We start from the raw sequence: 17,908 nt of genomic DNA, 5'->3' as shown, positions 1-17,908 counted from the left end.
ACCCCGCCCTTCAGGCGCGCCGAACCGAGCGGCTCAGCAGCAGCACCGGCAGCAATCCGACCAGCACCAGGGCCAGGGACGGCAGGGCCGCCTCGCCCAGGCGCTCGTCGCGCGCCAGCTGGTAGGCGACCACCGCCAGCGTGTCCGTGTTGAACGGCCTCAGCAGCAGCGTGGCCGGCAGCTCCTTCATCACGTCCACGAAGACCAGCAGTCCGGCGGCGGCGGCGGAACCGCGCAGCAGCGGCCAGTGCACGCGCACCAGCAGCGCGAGCCGGCCGGTGCCCAGCATTCGCGCCGAATCGTCGAAGCTCACCGGGATGCGGGCGTAGCCGCTCTGCACCGACTGCAGCGCCACCGACATGAAGCGCACCAGGTAGGCCCAGACCACGCCCAGCACCGTGCCGGTGACCCAGTAGACGGCGGGCACCTGCGGCGCGGCCGCCTGCAGCCAGCCGACCGGCAGCAGCAGGCCCACCACGATGACGGCGCCGGGGATCGCGTAGCCCAGGCCGGCCAGCCGCACCACGCCGCGGGTGATCGCATCGCCTCCCCGGCGCAGGCTGGCGGCCAGCAGCAGGGCGGCGGCCACCGCCAGCACCGCGCTCAGGACGCCCAGCCGCACGCTGTTCCAGGCCCATTGGAGGAAGCGATCCCACGGCAGCACCGACCAGTCGGACGCCAGCGGCCGCAGCATGAAGAGCACCGGCAGCACGAAACCGCCCAGGATCGGCAGGCTGCACAGCACGACCGCGGCGAAGGCCCGGCGGCCGGAAAGTCGCGCCGGCTGGGCTTCGGCCGAGCCGGACCGTGCGCCCCGCGAGCCGGCGAAACGCATGCGCCGCTGGGCCCGGTGCTCCAGCGCGAGCAGCACCACCACCACGGCCAGCAGGCTGGTGGCCAGCTGGGCGGCGGCGACGCGGTTGTCCATGGCCAGCCAGGCCTTGTAGATGCCGGTGGTGAAGGTCTGGATGCCGAAGTAGCTGGCCACGCCGAAGTCGGCCAGCGTTTCCATCAGCGCGAGCGCGACGCCGGCCGCGACCGCCGGCCGTGCCAGCGGCAACGCCACCCGCAGCACGCGCGTGGCCAGCGGCGCGCCCAGCAGGCGGGCCGCCTCCATCAGGTGGGCCGCGCGTTCGGCCAGCGCGGCGCGCGCCAGCAAGTAGACGTAAGGGTAGAGCGTGAAGACGAACACCACGGCCGCGCCTGCGGTGTTGCGCACCTCCGGGAACATGCGCCCTTCCCGCCCGGTGACCTCGCGCAGCCAGCCCTGCAGCGGCCCGCTGAACTGCAGGAAGTCGGTGTACGCATAGGCCACGACGTAGGCCGGCATGGCCAGCGGCAGCAGGAGCGCCCATTCGAAGAAGCGGCGGCCGGGGAAGTCAAACAGCGTGACCGCCGCCGCCGACGCCGTGCCGACGAGCGCGACGCCCAGCGCCACGGCGGCGCACAGGAGCAGGCTGGTGAGCGCGTAGCCGGGCAGCACCGTGGCCGCCATCTCGCGCAGGATGCCCGCCGTCTGCGCATCCCACTCCAGCCAGGAGCCGAGCACCGCCGCGACCGGCAGCACGATCAGCGCAGCCACCGCCAGCAACAGCAGGTCACGGGGCCGCGGCAGCGTCAGCGAGCTGGGCGCGGCAGGAGTATGGTGAGGGGCGGACAATGCAAATGAGAATTGTACGCATCTACAATCAAAGCCCATGCATGTCGAACTCACCCGGCTGAGCGTCCGCTACGGCGGGCAGGCGCGTCCCGCGGTCGACGAGGTCTCGTTCGGCCTGCCGGCCGGCGCCATCGGCGTGCTGATCGGGCCTTCGGGCTGCGGCAAGACCACGCTGCTGCGCGCGGTGGCGGGGCTGGAGCGTGCCAATGCCGGCGAGGTCCGCATCTCCGGCCAGGTGGTGGAGAGCCCGCAGGTCCATGTGCCGGCCGAGAGCCGCCGCATCGGCATGGTGTTTCAGGACTACGCGCTGTTCCCGCACCTCGACGTGGGCCGCAACGTGGGCTTCGGGCTCAGCCAGTTGCCGCGCGGCGAGCGCCGCGACCGGGTCGCCGAAGTGCTGGCGCTGGTGGGCCTGGCGGGCAGCGAGCAGCGCATGCCGCATGAGCTGTCGGGCGGTCAGCAGCAGCGTGTCGCGCTGGCCCGCGCGCTGGCCCCGCAGCCCCAGCTGCTGCTGCTGGACGAGCCGTTTTCCAACCTCGACGTGGAGCTGCGCGAGCGGCTCGCGCACGAGATCCGCGGCATCCTCAAGGCCGCCGGCGCCACCGCCCTCTTCGTCACGCACGACCAGCTGGAGGCCTTCGCGATCGGCGACAGCATCGGCGTGATGCACCAGGGCCGGCTGCACCAGTGGGACGACGCGTACACGCTGTACCACCGGCCCGCCACGCGCTTCGTCGCCGACTTCATCGGCCATGGCGTCTTCACGCCGGCGCTCGTGCGCGAAGTCGACGGCCAGGTGGTGGTGGACACGCCGCTGGGCGCGCTGACCGACGTGGCCGAATGCCCGCTGCCCACCGCCTTCGCCACCGGCGAGTGCGAGGTGCTGCTGCGCGCCGACGACATCGTCCACGACGACGCGGCGCCGGTGAAGGCGCAGATCCTGCGCAAGGCTTTCCGCGGCTCGGAGTTCCTCTACACGCTGCGGCTTCGCACCGGTGAGACGATCATGGCCCACGTGCCCAGCCACCACGACCACAAGGTCGGCGAGTGGATCGGCATCCGGCCGGAGGTGGACCACGTGGTCACGTTCGAGCGCGGGTCCGGCGCGGGCGCGCCGCCGATGTCGCCCTGAAGTCTTGCTCCCTCGCACGCCCATCGCATTTTTCTGCCCCCCGTCATCCCCGCGAAGGCGGGGATCCAGTGCTTCCGGCTTCTTCGAGCATCGGGGGCGCGCTGCGCTGGATTCCCGCCTACGCGGGAATGACGGCAAGGGGGGCAGCGGCGCTAGCCCTTCAGGTCCTGCACCGCCTCGCGCAAATCCACCGCCCACCTGCGCCGGTCACGCCCTTCCGCCCGCTGCGGCTCCCCGAACGTGACCACCGCGCTGATCGGCTCGGCCGTGACCGTGCGCCAGAGGGAAGCGAGCAGCGTGTCGTCGCCGATGTAGCAGGGCGCGAGGCTCACGCGGCCGGTGGCGGTCTCCACGAACTGCAGCGCGACGGGCTGCGCCGGCACCTGCGCGGCGATGGCGGCCTGGACCAGGTTGGCATGGAAAGGCAGCAGGGCGACACCGTCGCTGGTCGTGCCTTCGGGGAACACGGCCAGGATGTCGCCGGCCTGCAGGCGCTCGGCCATGTGGTGCACCACCCGCATCGCATCGCGCCGCGATTCGCGTTCGATGTAGAGGGTGCCCGCGCCGGTGGCCAGCGCGCCGATCAGCGGCCAGCGCTTCACGTCGGCCTTGGACACAAAGCGGCAGTAGCGCGCCGCGTGCACCACCAGGATGTCGAGCCAGGAGATGTGGTTGGCCACCAGCAGCATCGGCCCCTGCGCCGGCGGCTGGCCGCGCACCTCCAGGCCGATGCCCAGCACCGCCAGCATGCGGCGCGCCCACGCCTGCACCCTCGCCTGGCGCTGCGCTTGCGAGAGCCGGGGGAAGAGAAAAACGATGGTGAGCAGGCCGCCCAGCGCATGCCACAGGGCGTGCGCCAGCCGCCACACCGCGCGCAGGCCGCGCACGATCAGCGCGCCGCGCCCGAGTCCCAGGCCACCTGGCCGGCGGCGATGGTGCAACGCACGCGGCCGGGCAGCTCGTAGCCGGAGAACGGCGTGTGCTTGCCCTGGCTGCGCAGAGCGCCCGGCTCCACCGTCCAGTGCTCGGCGGGATCGAAAACGCACAGGTCGGCGACGCCGCCTTCGACCAGGCGGCCGCAGCTGGCCTGCAAGGTGCCGAGCGCCGCGCCCAGCACGTTGGCCGGCTCGCTGGTGAGCACCGCCAGCGCACGCGTGAGGCCGACGCCGCTTTCCTGGCCCCATTTGAGCGCCATCGACAGCAGCAGCTCGAGGCCGGTGGCGCCGGGTTCGGCTTCGGCGAACGGCAGCGTCTTGGCGTCTTCGTCGACCGGCGTGTGGTCGGACACCAGCGCGTCCACCGTGCCGTCGGCCAGGCCTTCGCGCAGCGCATCGCGGTCGCGCTGCTGGCGCAGCGGCGGCGACAGTCGCATGCGGCTGTCGAAGTAGCCGATGTCCTGGTCGGTCAGGTGCAGCGAGTTGATGCTGACGTCGCAGGTGACGGGCAGGCCCAGGTCCTTGCCGCGACGCACCAGTTCCAGTCCGGCCGCGCTGCTGATGCGGCACAGGTGGACCCGCGCGCCGGTGGCCTTCATCAGCTCCAGCAGGGTGTGCACGGCGATGGTCTCGGCCGCCACCGGCACGCCCGACAAACCCAGCCGCGTGGCCAGCGGCCCGCTGGCGGCGACGCCCTTGCCCAGGTACAGCTCCTGCGGGCGCAGCCACACGGCGTAGCCGTAGGTCGCGGCGTACTGCATCGCGCGCATCATCACCTGGGTGTTGGCCAGCCCGGTCTCGGCCTGGCTGAAGCCCACGCAGCCGGCCTCGGTGAGTTCGGCCATCTCGGTGAGCACCTCGCCGGCCAGGCCGCGGGTGAGCGCGCCGAGCGGGAACACGCGCGCCTGGTGCAGCTTCTCGGCGCGCATCTTGAGCATCTCGACCAGGCCCGGCTCGTCCAGCACGGGATCGGTGTCGGGCGGGCACACCAGGCTGGTCACGCCGCCGGCGACGGCCGCGGCCATCTCGGACTCCAGCATGCCCTCGTGCTCGTGGCCGGGCTCGCGCAGCCGCACCGCCAGGTCCACCAGGCCGGGCGCGACGATGCAGCCGCTGGCATCGATGACCCGGCTGGCGTTGAAGCCCTCGGGCGTGCCGCCGATGGCGACCACGCGGCCGGCGGCCAGGGCGACGTCGGCGATCTCGTCGCGGTTCGAGCCCGGGTCGATCACCCGCCCGTTCTTGATCAGGATCTTCATGGGGTCGTGTCTTCTTGTTCTACGCTTCGTTGCCCGCCACGATGCTCATCACGGCCATGCGCACCGCGATGCCGAAGGTGACCTGCGGGAGGATCACGCTCTGCTTGCCGTCGACCACCGACGAGTCGATCTCCACGCCCCGGTTGATCGGCCCCGGGTGCATCACGATGGCGTCGGGCTTGGCCAGCTGCAGCTTCTCGGGCGTGAGGCCGAAGCTCTTGAAGAACTCCTGCGACGAGGGCAGCAGCGCGCCGCTCATGCGCTCGTTCTGCAGCCGCAGCATGATCACCACGTCGCAGCCGCGGATGCCCTCCTCCAGCGTGTGGCACACGCGCACGCCCATCTGCGCCATGTCGGCCGGCACCAGCGTCTTGGGGCCGACCACGCGCACCTCGGCGCAGCCCAGCGTGGTGAGCGCATGGATGTCCGAGCGCGCCACGCGCGAATGCAGCACGTCGCCGACGATCGCCACCGTGAGGTTGGAGAAATCCTTCTTGTAGTGGCGGATGGTGTACATGTCGAGCAGCCCCTGCGTGGGGTGCGCATGCCGGCCGTCGCCCGCGTTGATGACATGCACGTGCGGCGCGACGTGCTGCGCGATCAGGTAGGGCGCACCCGATTCGCCGTGCCGCACCACGAACATGTCGGCCGCCATCGCCGACAGGTTGGCGATGGTGTCCAGCAGCGACTCGCCCTTGCTGGCCGAGGAGCGCGCGATGTCCAGGTTGATGACGTCGGCCGACAGCCGCGTGGCCGCGATCTCGAAGGTGGTGCGGGTGCGGGTGCTGTTCTCGAAGAACAGGTTGAACACGCTCTTGCCGCGCAGCAGCGGCACCTTCTTGACCTCGCGGTCGCTCACGCCCACGAACCGGGCCGCGGTGTCCAGGATCTGGGTGACGATCTCGCGCGGCAGGCCCTCGATGGACAGCAGGTGGACCAGCTCGCCGTTCTTGTTCAGCTGTGGGTTGCGCTTGTAGAGCATCAGGCCACCTTGAATGTGAAGCGCCCCTGCGCGTCGCGCGCCAGTTCCAGCGACTGCGCATCGGGCAGGCTCACGCGGGCGGCGGCGTAGTCGGCCTGCACCGGCAGTTCGCGCCCGCCCCGGTCCACCAGCACGGCCAGCTTCACGCTGGCGGGCCGGCCGTAGTCGAACAGCTCGTTGAGCACGGCGCGGATGGTGCGGCCGGTGTAGAGCACGTCGTCCAGCAGCACGATGTGCGCGTCGTTGACGTCGAACGGCAGCTGGGTCTGCGCGCTCGAGGCGGACAAGCCGCGCTGCGCGAAGTCGTCGCGGTGCATGGAAGAGGAGATGGTGCCCGCCTCGCCCTCCAGGCGCAGGTCCTGCTGCAGTCGCTGCGCAAGCCAGGCGCCGCCGGAGGTGATGCCCACCAGGCGGCCCTGCGGCCCGCGCAACGCAGGCACGCCGCGCAGCAGCTCGCCATACAGCGCCTCGGCATCCAGCCGCAAGTCAGACATGGGAAACCTCCGCGCTACGCGTTGCGGTGCGAGCCCCTTCGGGCGGCCGTGCGGGCCTCATTCGATACTCCTCAAGAACTGTTCCAGGATGATGCAGGCCGCGCCGGCATCGGGGTCCGCCGCGCCACCGGACTGCGCCTCGGTGGTGCTGTAGCGCTCGTCCACTTCGTAGACGACCAGCTTCACGCGGGCGGCGAGCTGGCGGCCGAAGCGGCGGGCGCGCTCGGTATTTTCGTGCGGCGCGCCGTCGGGGTGGAAAGGCACGCCGACCACCAGTGCGTCGGGCTGCCACTCGCCGACCCGCAGGGCAGCCGCGTCGAGCCGCGCGCGGCCTTCCGCGCGGATGGTGGCCTGCGGGGTCGCGGTGCGAAGCAGCCGGTTGCCCACGGCGACGCCGGTGCGCTTGGCCCCGTAATCGAAAGCAAGAAAGGTGGTGAAGTGGCGGGGGACGTCGGGCCGCTCGATCACGCTCATGCGTGCCCGGCGTGCGGCGAGAGCATCCACGCCTGGAGGCCCAGCAGCGACAGCGCCTTGTCGTAGCGCTGTTCGACCGGCGTATCGAAGATCACCTGGGGATCGGCCTCCACGGTGAGCCAGCTGTTCTCGGCCAGTTCCGATTCGAGCTGGCCTTCGCCCCACGCGGAGTAGCCGAGCGAGACCAGCACCTTGCGCGGGCCGGCGCCGGTGGAGAGCGCTTCCAGGACGTCCTTGGAGGTCGTCATCTCCAATCCGCCGGGGATGGTCATGGTGGACGCGTACACGGGTTCGTCGGGCTTGGCCTCGCCGGCCAGCACGGCTTCGTGCAGCACGAAACCCCGCTCGGTCTGCACCGGGCCGCCGTGGAAGACGGGGGCGCCCGCGAGATCGTCGCGATCGAGCGGCAGATCGACCTTCTCGAACAGGTTCTTCAGCTTGATGTCGCTGGGCTTGTTGATCACGAGGCCCAGGGCGCCGCGCGCGCTGTGCTCGCACAGGTACACCACGCTGCGAGCGAAGGAAGCATCCTCCAGGCCCGGCATCGCGATCAGGAAGTGATGCGTCAGGTTCATGGTGGACGGCTCGGCGGGCATGATGCAATTTTAACGACCACCATGGAAAAGCCCTATCCCGCCGGACTGGTGTGGTTTCGGCGGGACCTGCGGGTGCAGGACCATGCCGCGCTCTACCACGCACTGCGCAGCTGCAAGCAGGTGCATTGCGCCTTCGTTCTCGACACCGGCATCCTCGATCTGCTGCCCAGGCGCGACCGGCGCGTGCAGTTCATCCGTGAGACGCTGGTGGAACTGGACGATGCACTGCGGCGGCTCGCTGGGCGTCGCGATGCCGGGCTGATCGTCGTCCACGGCCGGGCTGTCGAGGAGGTGCCGAGGCTGGCGCAGCGGCTGGGCGTGATGTCGGTTTTCGCGAGCCACGACTACGAGCCGGGGGCGATCGCGCGCGATGCCCGTGTGAAGGAAGCGCTGGCCGAAATGGGCATCGCGCTGCACACGAGCAAGGACCAGGCGGTCTTCGACCGCGACGAACTGCTGACCCAGGCCGGCCGGCCCTACGCCGTCTTCACGCCTTACAAGCGGGCCTGGCTCGCCAAGGTCGATCCGTTCTACCTGAAGGCTTACCCGGTCGAGAAGCATGCCGGCGCGCTCGCTGCGCGGCCCGAGCCCCTTCGGCGCGAGGTTCCGGCGCTGGCCGACTTCGGGTTCGAGGCGACCGACCTGTCGGTGCTGCCCACGCAGCCGGGCGCGCGCGGCGCGGCGCGACTGCTGGACGATTTCCTGCCGCGCATCGACCGCTACGACGTCGCACGCGACTTCCCGGCCACCGCGGGAACGAGCTGCCTCAGCGTGCACCTGCGCTTCGGCACGGTGTCGATCCGCACGCTGGCGCGGGAAGCCCACGCGCTTGCGCAAACCGGGCAGGCGGGCGCAGCGACCTGGCTGAGCGAGCTCATCTGGCGCGACTTCTACTTCCAGGTGCTGGCGAACTTCCCGCACGTGGCCGACGAAGAGGGCCAGGGCCGCAGCTTCCGCCGCGAGTACGACGCCATCGCCTGGGAGACGGGCCCGCGCGCCGAGGCCCTGTTCGCGGCCTGGTGCGAAGGCCGCACCGGCTACCCGCTGGTGGATGCGGCCATGCACCAGTTGAACCAGACCGGCTTCATGCACAACCGCCTGCGCATGGTCACCGCCAGCTTCCTGTGCAAGGACCTGGGGATCGACTGGCGCCGGGGCGAGCGCTACTTCGCGCGGCAGCTGAACGACTACGACTTGGCCGCCAACAACGGCGGCTGGCAGTGGGCCAGTTCCTCCGGTTGCGACGCGCAGCCGTGGTTTCGCATCTTCAATCCGGTGAGCCAGAGCCGGAAGTTCGATCCGCAGGGCCGGTTCATCCTGCGCTACCTGCCGCAGCTTCGCCGCCTGCCGCCGGCCGCGTTGCATGAGCCCTGGCTGGCGCGGCCGGTGGACCTGGAAGCAGCAGGCGTGGTGCTGGGGCGCGACTACCCGCTGCCGGTGGTCGACCACGCCCAGGCGCGCGAGGCGACGCTCAGGCGTTATTCGGTGGTGAAGAAAGCCGGCGCCGCGGAAGGCGCCGGCTGACCGCGATCAGGCCGCGACCGCGGCCGTGCAGTAGTGCTTGACCAGGCTGAGCAGCTCTTCTTCGGAGTAGGGCTTGCCCAGGTAGTGGTTGACGCCCAGCTCGCGCGCGTGCTCGCGGTGCTTCTCGGCGATGCGCGAGGTGATCATCACGATCGGCAGCTGGCCCCAGCGCTCGTCGGCGCGGATGTTGCGGGCCAGGTCGAAGCCGTCCATGCGGGGCATCTCGATGTCCGACAGCACGACGGCGGGCTTCTCCTCGGCCAGCCGCTCCAGCGCCTGCAGGCCGTCGGCCGCCAGCGCGACGCGGTAGCCCTCGCGCTGCAGCAGGCGCTGCGTGACGCGCCGCACGGTGATGGAGTCGTCGACCACCAGCACCAGCGGGATCTGCGGCGCGGCGGGCGCCAGCTGGGGCACGGCCGGCTGCCCGGCCTGCTCCAGCATCTCGGGCTGGGCGTGGTCGGCGCTGAGCCGGCGGGCGCGTTCGCCGTACACCGACGACAGTGCCACCGGGTTGTAGATCAGGACCACCGCACCGGACGCCAGCACCGTCATGCCGGCCAGGCCCGGCAGTCGGGCCAGCTGCGGGCCGAGGTTCTTCACCACCACTTCCTGGTTGCCCAGCACCTCGTCCACGTGCACGGCCACGCGCTGGGCCGCGCTGCGGAACACCACCACGGGCAGCGTCTTGGCCTGCGGCTCGGCGCTGCGCTGCGAAGACTGCAGCAGCGCGCCGGACCAGTAGAACGGCACCTGCTCGCCGCCGAAGTCGAACACGCCGCTGTTGTAGGCCTGCTGGACTTCCCTGGCCGGCGCGCGGCGCACGACCTCGATCAGGTTGGCCGGCACGCCGATGCTCAGGTTGCCGCTGCGGATCATCACGACCTGCGTCACCGCGGTGGTCAGCGGCAGGACCAGCCTGAAGCTGGTGCCGCGGCCGGCCTGGGTGCTGGTCTCGATGCGGCCGCCGAGGGCGTTGACCTCGGACCGCACCACGTCCATCCCGATCCCGCGGCCGGCCAGCTCGGTGACCTGGGCGGCGGTGGAGAAGCCGGGCGTGAAGATCAGGTTGGCGGCATCCGCGTCGCTCAGCTGCTGGTCGGGCGTGACCAGGCCTTGCTGCAGTGCCTTCTCGCGAATGCGCGCGAGGTTGAGGCCGGCGCCGTCGTCGCGGAATTCGACCGAGACGTCGTTGCCCTCCTGCCGCACGTCGATCAGGATCGTGCCGGCCGCATCCTTGCCGGCCGCCTGGCGGACGGCCACGTCTTCGATGCCGTGCGCCACACAGTTGCGCAGCAGGTGCTCGAAGGCCGGCGTCATGCGGTCCAGCACGCCGCGGTCCATTTCGATGGAGCCGCCGGTGATGTCCAGCTTGACCTGCCTGGCGCTTTCCTTGGACGCGAGCCGCACCACGCGGTACAGGCGATCGGAGATGCCTTCGAACTCCACCATGCGCGTGCGCAGCAGGTCGCGCTGCAGCTCGCGCGTCTGGCGCGCCTGGGCGATCAGGTCGTCCTCGGTGGCTTCCACCGTGCGCTGCAGGTTGCGCTGCACGGTGGCCACGTCGTTGACGGACTCGGCCATCATGCGGGTGAGTTCCTGCACGCGGGTGAAGCGGTCGAACTCCAGCGGGTCGAAGCCGGCCGAGTCCTTGGCCTGTGCGAGCCGCGACTGCATCTGCGTCTCGGCCTGCAGCTCGATGTCGCGCAGCTGCGAGCGGAGGCGGTCCAGGTTGCCGGTGAGGTCGTTGAGCGAACCGCGCAGGTTGCGCAGCTCGTTCTCCAGGCGCGAACGGGTGATCATCACCTCGCCGGCCTGGTTCATCAGGCGGTCGAGCAGCTGGGAGCGCACGCGCACGGCCTGGTTGGCGGCGGCGCGCTGCGGGGTCAGCGTGGTGGTGACCGGCGCGGCGAGGAGGGCGCGTTGGGGCGCCGGCTGCTGCACCGAAGGCTGCGGCATCGCTTGTTGCAAAGCCACCGGCGCGATCTCGACCGGCGCCTGCGGTTGCGCGGCGGGTGCGGGCTCCGCTTCCGGTTCCGAAGCGCGCACGCGCAGCGTGTCGAAGGCGCCTTGCAGGTCGTCGAACCGCTGCAACAGCGGCTCGAGGTCGGCGGCCGGCGTCTCGGCCGGCAGGCCCTCGATGGCCGACTCCATGCGGTGGGCCATCTCGCCCAGTCGCAGCGCGCCGGCCAGCCGGGCGCTGCCCTTGAGCGTGTGCAGCACACGCAGAACCTCGTCGCGGCCTTCGCGCACGCCCTGCTGCGCCCACTGGCGCAGGCCGGCGCCGAGCTTGGGCAGCAGGTCGACGGCCTCTTCCTCGAAGATCGGGAACAGGTCGGGATCGATGGCATCGACCGCGTCGATGTCGTCGTCGCCGGACAGGCGGCTGCCCTGGGCCGCGGCCCCGGGCGCAGCGGTCGCGGCCGCGGCGTGCAGGGTCGGGAAGTGAACGACCTTCGAGGCCGGCTTCGCAAGGGGCGCCGCCGGCGCCTCTTCCACCGGCGCGGCGAAGTCCATGCCCTCGAGTTCACCGGAGCCGCTGTCGCGCAGCTCGGCGCGCTTGGGCAGCTGCAGCGCTTCGAGCGCCTGCAGCGACTGGGTGATGCCCGGGTCGGCCTCCTTCAGGAAACCGGCGGCGAACTGGTGCAGCAGGCGGCGGATCTCCTCGGCCGCCTCGACGAAGGCGCGGCCGTGCTGCGGCGTGCCCCAGGCCAGCGTCTGCGCGTGCTGCAGCGAGTTTTCGAGCGCGCGGGCGATGTCCGAGAGCGCGTGGAAGCCGACGGTGGCCGAGCTGCCCGCCAGCGCATGCGCCAGGCCGACGGCGGTATCGGACAGCGGCTCCTTGAGCTCGAGCGCCCACTCGGCCAGTTCCTGCGAGAGCCGGCGCGACCACTCGTCCGCCTCGTTCAGGTAGACGTTGTAGAGCGGAATGCCGATGCGAAGTCCGCCGATGACCTTGATCTGGTCGTCGACCGGCATCTGCGAGTCGACGAAAGCGGAGTCGGATGCGAGGGGCTCCGGCTCCGGTTCCGGCGCGGCGGTTGCGGTCGCGACGGTCGGCGGCAGATCGAATTCAGGCAGATCGAACGACGGCGCCTCGGGCGCCTCGGGCGCCTCGGGCAGGAGCTCGGGCGCTTGCGCAAGCGCCAGCGCGCTCAGGCTGTCGAAGTCGACGGCGCTGATCTCTGCTTCTGCCGGCGAAGTCGTCGGCGCGAGGTCGCCCACCGGTGCGGCAGGTCCGAGTTCCGCGGCGAAATCGGCCGGCAGTTCGTCCAGCGTGATCTCTTCCGCCACCACGGCCTGGCCGCGGATGACGTGCGTGTTGCCGAAGGCTTCGGCGTCGTCCTGTGCAGCGGCGGCTTCGGCGATCACCAGGTCGAAGTCGGCCAACGGGTCGGCTTGGGCCGGCACCAGCGCCACCGGCTCGGCGGACACCGGCTCGGAAGGGGTCAGGTCGAAATCGAACGAAGGCACCGAGAGCTCGATCGCCTCCGGAGCGGCCTGCGGCGCGAGGTCCAGCGACTCCAGCGCAGGCTCGATTGCCGCGGCGGGCGCGCCGAAGTCGATCTCCAGCGCGGGCAGGCCGCCCTGCGCGGTCGCCGCTTCGACGGCCGCACCGGGGAAAGGGAATGGCAGCACGCGGCCTTCGGTGCGAAGGACGTCGGCCGGGCCGCGGAACATGCCGGACTTCCAGCCGGCGTCGGTGCCGGCGGCGATGTCCTCGATCCAGCGACCGAAGCCGCGCAGCGCTTCGGCGGACACGGTGCGCAGGTCTTCGCTCGCCGGCTTCTGGTCGGCCAGCCAGGTGTTGAGCACCTGCTCCAGGGCCCAGCCGGCTTCCCCGAATTCGTTCAGGCCCACCATGCGCGAGCTGCCCTTGAGCGTGTGGAACGCGCGGCGCAGGGTGGTGAGTTCGGCCACGTCGCTGGGCTGGGCGGCGAGCGCCTCGACGGCGGCCAGGCCATTGCCCACGACTTCGCGCGCTTCCTCCAGGAAGATCTCGCGCAGTTCGTCGTCCGTTTCGTCGGCCCCGGTGTCGGCGGCAGCGGGGGCCATGGGCGCGGCACCAGCAACTGCAGGGGCAGGCGGCACAGCAACCGGCACCTGCGGGGCCACGGCGATCGCCGCAGCGGGCGCAACAAGCTCAACGGCGGGCGCGATCTCCAGCGAGGGCAGCTCCGTGGGCAATGCGAAGGTCGGCTTGGCCGCTTCGGCTCGCCCCATGAGCGGCCGCAGCTCGCCTCGGGTGTCGTCGAAGATGAACAGCTTTTTCACCAGCGCAGGCTGGTAGTTCAGCATGTCGATCAGGAAGCCGAGCGCGCCGAGGTTGTTGCCCAGCTTGTCGAACGTGCTGGCACGCAGGACCGCGTCTTCGTCGAAGTCACCGATCAGGATCTGCTCGACCGTCTCGCGCATCCGCGCGACAGCGTGCGCGGCCTGGTCGAGGCCCAGCACCGACAGCACGCCGCGCATCTGCAACAGGTGGGTGGGCGCGTTCTTCAGCGGCCCCTTCTCCTGCGGGCTGCGGAAGAAGGCATCCAGCAGCTTCTCCAGCTCGCCGAGCGTACCGCGCAGTTCGCCGACCACGCTGCCCATGGTCTGGCGGTCGCTGACGCGGCGGTAAAGCTCCTCCATCCAGGCTTCCAGCGCCTCGGCCTGGCCGCCCTGGCGGACGCCATCCAGCCGCTCGGCCAGGCGCGCCGTGCGCAACGCGAGCTGCGAATCGGCGGGATCGAGGTCCTGGAACGCCGCCTCGAGGTAGAGCACCGCCGTGGCCACTTCCATCGCGACTTCGGCTCGCGGGGGCTGGGCCGAGCGCACCACGGTGTCGACGGTGGCCACCAGGCTCTGGGCCAGCGGCGCGCTGGGGGCATGCAGCTTGGTGAGCGACTCACCGATCAGGTGGAACTGCTCGCCGAGGACCTTGAACTTGGTGACGTCGCCGCCCGAGGCGGCCGACCAGCTTTCCTTGGCGGCGGTGATGCGCTTGCGCGCCTGGGTCAGCAGCACCGGGTCGAAGCGGCCGTAGTGCGGCGTGCCGTAATCGATCGGCGTGAAGCGCTGCAGCGCGTACGACGCGCGAACGCCGGCCAGCACCGGGCCGTCCACCACCCGCGGCGGCACGGCCTGGGCACAGAAGAACAACAGGTCCTGGGCCAGGCGGTCGGAGACGCCCAGCTCGCCCTTGGCCAGCGTGGCGTACTGCGTCAGCACGCGCGAAGCCGCGCGCTTGACGTACAGGTCGGCCGGCAGCAGGCCGAGCGCGAGCGCCTCGAAGTAACCGGCGGCGATCTTCCAGAAGATGCGGGGCTGGCGGGCTTCCTGGCCGGCGGCCAGGCCGAGGCAGCATTCGGCCAGCTCTTTGCCCGCGGCCGGATCGGTGGTCTTGACGACGCGCAGCACGGCCTGGTCCATGCGCGAGCGCAGCGCAGGGTCGTACACCAGCTTCCGGGCGACGGCAGGCGTCTCCGCCTCGACCCAGCGCCAGTCGAAGGGCCACAGGTCGGCCGGGTGGATGCGGTCGCTGCCTGCCAGCTCCTGCACATCCTTGTATTGGGGGAACAGCGCCACCGGCGAGGCAGCCTTGCCCAGCAGCACGCCTTCCAGGTATTCGGTCAGCGCGAAGCCGGCGCGCTCCACCTTGGCGGCGGCCGGTTCGCTGCACAGCTCGGGCCGCTCGACGAACTTCTGCACCGACGCTTCCATCGCGCGCAGGATCAGCGCCGGCGCGCCCAGGCCCACCATTTCCAGCGCACCCACCGCCTGGTGGAGCTGCTGGCGGGCGATGCGCAATTGGCCGGTGTCGACCGAGGCCATGTCCTGGCCGCGCGCCAGGCCGGCGTCCCGCACGAAACGCCGCAGCGCGGCGGAGGCCGATTCGAGCGACTTGCGCAGCTCGTCCAGCACCCAGGCCAGCGGGCCCAGGTCATTGGTCGCCAGGTCGAGATCGTTGTCGTTGGCTTGCATGGGAGAACTCTGTCTCTGGCAGGACGGGCGGGGCCAAACTCGCGCTGACGCGCGTCAGGCGATCTTGAATCGGGACACCGACTGGCGCAGTTCCTCGGCCATCCGCGACAGCTCGCGCACCTGCTGGGCCGTCGAGCGCGTGCCCTCGCCGGTCTGCTCGGTCACGGCGAAGATGTGCTGGATGTTGCCGGCCACCACGTTGGCCGATTCGGCCTCCTTGGCGGTGGTGGCGGAGATCTGCTCGATCAGCTCGGCGAGGCGGCGCGACACCTGGTCGATCTCGGTGAGGGCGGTGCCGGCGTTGTCGGACAGCTTGGCCCCTTCCACCACGCCCTGCGTGGAGCGCTCCATGGCGGCCACCGCGTCCTGCGTGTCGGTCTGAATCGCCTTCACCAGCGCCGAGATCTGGCGCGTGGCGTCGGCCGAGCGTTCGGCCAGGCGCTGCACTTCTTCCGCCACCACCGAGAAGCCGCGGCCGGCTTCACCGGCGGACGCGGCCTGGATGGCGGCGTTCAGGGCCAGCACGTTGGTCTGTTCGGTAATGTCGGAAATCAGTTCGGTGATTTCCCCGATCTCCTGCGACGACTCGCCCAGCCGCTTGATCCGCTTGGAGGTCTCCTGGATCTGGTCGCGGATGGAGTTCATGCCGCCGATGGCGTTCTGCACGGCATGCAGGCCCGACTCGGCGGCCATCAGCGACTGGCGGGCCACCTGGGCCGACTCCTGCGCCTGCCCGGACACCTGGTTGATTCGCGAGGCCATGTCCAGCACCGACTGGCCGGTTTCGCGGATCTCGCGCAGCTGCTCGGTGGACGCGGCCAGCAGTTCGGTGGAGGTGCTCTCCACCTGGGCCGTGGTCTGCGCCACCTTGGTGGCCGTGTTCTGCACGTTGCCCACCAGCTGGCGAAGTTCTTCCACCGTGTAGTTCACCGAGTCGGCGATGGCGCCGGTGATGTCCTCGGTCACGGTGGCTTCCTGCGTAAGGTCGCCTTCGGCCACCGTCTGCAGTTCGTTCATCAGCCGCAGAATGGCCGCCTGGTTGGCGTCGTTGACGCGCTTGGCTTCCTGCTCCTGGCGTTCGGCTTCGTGGCGCTGCACTTCGGCCACTTCCTGGCGCTTGCGGCTGTCCTGCAGCTGGACGTAGGCCAGGCCGACCGAGCAGGCGATGGCGAACAGGGCGGCGATGGCCAGCGCGGCGAAGGCGCCCAGGCCCAGGCCGGTCTGCAGCGACAGCTTGTTCTGCAGGCCTTCCAGCGCGGTGCGCAGCGGCTCGGAGTCGGCAATGATGCCGGCCTGCGCTTCACGCGCGGACACCAGGCCCTGCAGGTTGCCCAGGATGGCGCTGGCCTGCGTGCGCGTCTCTTCGTAGACCTTGAGCAGCGACTCCAGGCGCTCGCGCGTCTGCGCATCCTTGGAGCCGGTCAGGCGCAGCTCGGGGCTGCCCTCCAGCAGGCCCTGCGCGATCTCCTTGAAGGAGTTCAGGTCCTTGCCCAGCAGGAACACGGCTTCGGGCGACAGGCCTTCGCTGGCCGTCATGAACTCGTTGGCCGACTTGCCGATGCGCTGGGTCAGCATCACCAGCTGGCCGGCGGCGGAGATTTCGGCGGCCGAGGCGTTCTGCTGCAGCTTGAGCGAGGACACCGTCTCGGCGATTTCCAGCAGGTCGGACGACTGGCGGTTGATGGTGCGCAGCGCGGCGCCCACCTGGGTCAGGATCTTCTGCTGGCCCATGACCACGGCGGCGTTGCGCTCGGCCTTTTCCATCAGGGGCACGATCCCGTCGACGTCGCCCTGGAACTCGGTGGCCACCGGGGCCAGGCGCAGCACTTCGTCGCCGGCCTTCAGGCCGCGCACCGAGCGGGCCAGCACGCTGGCGCTGTCCTTCACCTCGGTGAAGGCCTGGTTGCTGCCGACCAGCGCCTGCGTGACCGACTTGGCCAGGCGCTGCGACTGCGTGAGCGATTCGCCGGTGTTTCGCACCTGCTGGGCCACCTTGTCGGCCTGGTTCACCGCGTACACCGCCACCGAGCCCAGCACCGCCAGCGAGGCGGCCAGCGCCGCGAACAGGATGCGCTGGTGCGACACGCTGCTGCGGCGGCCCAGCAAGGGCACCGACACCAGCTCGGCATCGGGCACCTGGTCGCCGTTGATCGACTCGGGATCGTCGATGCTGTCCGGGCCGGGCAGCGGCATCGCCGCGGTGGGCTCGTTCTGGATCACCGGGTCCATCGAGGCCTCCGGCGAGCCCAGGCTCAGGTCTCCGGTGGTTTCGCCGTCGGCGGACTTCTTCTTGGCGAACAGGTTCTTCAGTTGGGCGGCGACGGACATGGTTGCTAAGCCTTCCGGGAATGCATCAAGCGCTGATGCTCAGGAACTGGGGTTGCTGGGAAAGGGCCTGCAGGTTGATCTCCTGCCAGTAGGCGCCGTTGGCGTCGGTGTAGCCGCTGCCGAACCAGGCGGGCGAGCCCTCGGGCGCGTCGGCGGAGGACGTGAAGGCCTCGAGGTTGCGAAGGCCGGCCAGGCGATCGATCAGCAGGGCGCAGTTGACTTCCAGCGCCGCGTTCAACGCCACCAGCCGCGACTCGGCGCGGCCGGCGTCCGTGCGCGCGACCGGCGGACCGCCGGAGACGAATCCGGCCAGGTCCACCACGCCGTACAGGCCACCGCGCAGGTTGGCCACGCCCAGGAACCACTGCTGCGTGTAGGGCACGGACTGCGCGCTGGCGAAGGGGAAGATCTCGCCGGACTGGGCCAGCGGGAAGAGGTAGCGGGCGCCGGCAGCTTCCACCGCCAGCCACGAGGCCTGCACGCCCTCGGCGCGCGCCGCCTGGAGGCGGTGGGCCAGCCGGGTCTGGAGTTCTCGCAGGGCTTCGCGGTTGGCCATCGTG

Annotated in this window: 12 protein-coding genes; 2 read left to right on the top strand and 10 right to left on the bottom strand. The window is 70.8% G+C overall.

Annotation, left to right across the window (positions count from 1 at the left end):
* Nucleotides 1-10: 10 nt before the first annotated feature.
* The gene (locus tag ASG30_RS00855) at nucleotides 11-1,615 is read right to left on the bottom strand and encodes an ABC transporter permease (protein ID WP_055891893.1); all 1,605 of its coding nucleotides are present in this window, start codon (nucleotides 1,613-1,615) and stop codon (nucleotides 11-13) included.
* Between the two features lie 82 nt (nucleotides 1,616-1,697).
* On the opposite strand from ASG30_RS00855, the gene ASG30_RS00850 reads away from it, so the two are divergent.
* Entirely contained in the window at nucleotides 1,698-2,792 is a 1,095-nt protein-coding gene (locus ASG30_RS00850) for an ABC transporter ATP-binding protein (RefSeq protein WP_055891184.1), read from the top strand.
* A 152-nt stretch (nucleotides 2,793-2,944) separates the two neighbouring features.
* Here the strand turns inward: ASG30_RS00850 and ASG30_RS00845 are convergent, their stop codons facing one another.
* Genes ASG30_RS00845 through ASG30_RS00820 form a run of 6 tightly spaced genes read right to left on the bottom strand, consistent with a single transcriptional unit; the run spans nucleotide 2,945 to nucleotide 7,532 of the window.
* Nucleotides 2,945-3,682: a lysophospholipid acyltransferase family protein gene (locus ASG30_RS00845; protein WP_055891891.1), complete on the bottom strand. Its 738-nt coding sequence runs from the start codon at nucleotides 3,680-3,682 to the stop codon at nucleotides 2,945-2,947.
* Nucleotides 3,682-4,986 (bottom strand): dihydroorotase, encoded by a 1,305-nt coding sequence (locus tag ASG30_RS00840; RefSeq protein ID WP_055891181.1) that lies wholly within the window; start codon nucleotides 4,984-4,986, stop codon nucleotides 3,682-3,684. The genes ASG30_RS00845 and ASG30_RS00840 overlap by 1 nt, the downstream gene beginning before the upstream one ends.
* A 19-nt stretch (nucleotides 4,987-5,005) precedes the next feature.
* On the bottom strand, nucleotides 5,006-5,968 hold the full coding sequence (locus ASG30_RS00835) for an aspartate carbamoyltransferase catalytic subunit (RefSeq protein WP_055891178.1): 963 nt from the start codon (nucleotides 5,966-5,968) through the stop codon (nucleotides 5,006-5,008).
* Nucleotides 5,968-6,462 (bottom strand): bifunctional pyr operon transcriptional regulator/uracil phosphoribosyltransferase PyrR, encoded by a 495-nt coding sequence (gene pyrR, locus ASG30_RS00830; RefSeq protein WP_055891176.1) that lies wholly within the window; start codon nucleotides 6,460-6,462, stop codon nucleotides 5,968-5,970. The genes ASG30_RS00835 and pyrR overlap by 1 nt, the downstream gene beginning before the upstream one ends.
* Before the next feature lie 57 nt (nucleotides 6,463-6,519).
* Nucleotides 6,520-6,936 (bottom strand): Holliday junction resolvase RuvX, encoded by a 417-nt coding sequence (gene ruvX, locus ASG30_RS00825; RefSeq protein WP_055891173.1) that lies wholly within the window; start codon nucleotides 6,934-6,936, stop codon nucleotides 6,520-6,522.
* Nucleotides 6,933-7,532 carry a YqgE/AlgH family protein gene (locus tag ASG30_RS00820; RefSeq protein WP_055891170.1) on the bottom strand — a complete coding sequence of 200 codons (600 nt, stop codon included), beginning with the start codon at nucleotides 7,530-7,532 and terminating at the stop codon, nucleotides 6,933-6,935. Before ASG30_RS00820 ends, ruvX begins: the two co-directional genes overlap by 4 nt.
* A 21-nt stretch (nucleotides 7,533-7,553) precedes the next feature.
* On the opposite strand from ASG30_RS00820, the gene ASG30_RS00815 reads away from it, so the two are divergent.
* Complete coding sequence (locus ASG30_RS00815; RefSeq protein ID WP_055891168.1) at nucleotides 7,554-9,056, top strand: cryptochrome/photolyase family protein; 1,503 nt, start codon at nucleotides 7,554-7,556, stop codon at nucleotides 9,054-9,056.
* A gap of 6 nt (nucleotides 9,057-9,062) precedes the next feature.
* Here the strand turns inward: ASG30_RS00815 and ASG30_RS00810 are convergent, their stop codons facing one another.
* From ASG30_RS00810 to ASG30_RS00800, 3 genes are read right to left on the bottom strand one after another with little or no spacing between them, the layout of a single operon-like run.
* Nucleotides 9,063-15,020, bottom strand: a complete 5,958-nt coding sequence (locus ASG30_RS00810; protein WP_055891165.1) for an Hpt domain-containing protein — start codon at nucleotides 15,018-15,020, stop codon at nucleotides 9,063-9,065.
* A 54-nt stretch (nucleotides 15,021-15,074) separates the two neighbouring features.
* Nucleotides 15,075-17,348: a methyl-accepting chemotaxis protein gene (locus ASG30_RS00805; protein ID WP_055891163.1), complete on the bottom strand. Its 2,274-nt coding sequence runs from the start codon at nucleotides 17,346-17,348 to the stop codon at nucleotides 15,075-15,077.
* A 25-nt stretch (nucleotides 17,349-17,373) separates the two neighbouring features.
* Nucleotides 17,374-17,904 (bottom strand): chemotaxis protein CheW, encoded by a 531-nt coding sequence (locus ASG30_RS00800; RefSeq protein WP_055891159.1) that lies wholly within the window; start codon nucleotides 17,902-17,904, stop codon nucleotides 17,374-17,376.
* Nucleotides 17,905-17,908: the final 4 nt, after the last annotated feature.

This window comes from Ramlibacter sp. Leaf400 (assembly GCF_001424545.1).
GTDB lineage: Bacteria > Pseudomonadota > Gammaproteobacteria > Burkholderiales > Burkholderiaceae_C > Ramlibacter.
The sequence above is the reverse complement of the archived record's forward strand: the minus strand, read 5'-3'. Positions and strand labels throughout refer to the sequence as shown.